The sequence below is a fragment of the Oribacterium sp. HCP28S3_H8 genome (assembly GCF_052064775.1).
Lineage (GTDB): Bacteria > Bacillota > Clostridia > Lachnospirales > Lachnospiraceae > Oribacterium.
The window spans coordinates 1-624 of record NZ_JBQHUZ010000035.1 but is presented as its reverse complement, the minus strand read 5'-3'; the positions used below and the strand labels follow the sequence as shown (position 1 = coordinate 624).

The following is a 624-nucleotide window of genomic DNA, read 5'->3' as shown; positions in this document are numbered from 1 at the left end:
GGAGCACCATTGTTACATCCATGCTTCTTTGGGAAGATATGGACTCTATATTCGATGCGATTGCGGACATTATGTTCGGCTCGACCAGATCTAAGAATTTTGAATATAGGTCATGATTAGTAACAACAATGAAGTGAAAAAGAATGTCCGGCGCGGCTTTGCGCCGGAAGACGAGAGGCAGTTTTCTGCAGAGTCTGTGTTGTTTCTCAGAAAAGCAGGCACAGAGGTAAGATATCTCCTTAACCGCGGATATCATCTGAAGCCGGTCACGCAGTTTGTGGGGGATCACTATCACAAGAGAGGACAAATCCTACGGCTGGGCTATCGTAGTGCTGGCGACGCCGGAGCATATTTTCGGAAGAGAGCAGGTGACGGCGGCATACAGTGAGGAGCCGAAGGATTCCCTGCGGAAGATCGTGGACAGGGTGAAGGAGTTCTATCCGGAGGCAGCGGAGAAGGTGATTCTGAAACTGGCTGGCAGTTCAGGAACTCGGACTGCTATGAAAAAGGGGAAACAGTCATGAACATTCAGATTTTCGGCACGAAGAAGAGTGCGGATACAAGAAAAGCGGAGCGTTTTTTCAAGGAGCGGGGAATTAAGTTTCAGGCGATTGACCTTGCACA

General features: G+C 49.0%; 3 protein-coding genes. All 3 read left to right on the top strand.

What is annotated here, in order from left to right:
• Nucleotides 1–112 precede the first annotated feature (112 nt).
• The gene (locus tag ACTNEN_RS13355) at nucleotides 113–388 is read left to right on the top strand and encodes a DUF434 domain-containing protein (RefSeq protein WP_441206954.1); all 276 of its coding nucleotides are present in this window, start codon (nucleotides 113–115) and stop codon (nucleotides 386–388) included.
• Entirely contained in the window at nucleotides 276–524 is a 249-nt protein-coding gene (locus ACTNEN_RS13350; protein WP_441206953.1) for an AlkZ-related protein, read from the top strand. Before ACTNEN_RS13355 ends, ACTNEN_RS13350 begins: the two co-directional genes overlap by 113 nt.
• The coding region (locus tag ACTNEN_RS13345) for an arsenate reductase family protein (RefSeq protein ID WP_441206942.1) at nucleotides 521–624 on the top strand (104 nt) is incomplete at its 3' end. The genes ACTNEN_RS13350 and ACTNEN_RS13345, both read left to right, overlap by 4 nt.

Coding starts and splice junctions, on each gene's coding strand:
- ACTNEN_RS13355 (WP_441206954.1), top strand. CDS start 113: ATGATTAGTAACAACAATGAAGTGAAAAAGAATGTCCGGCGCGGCTTT.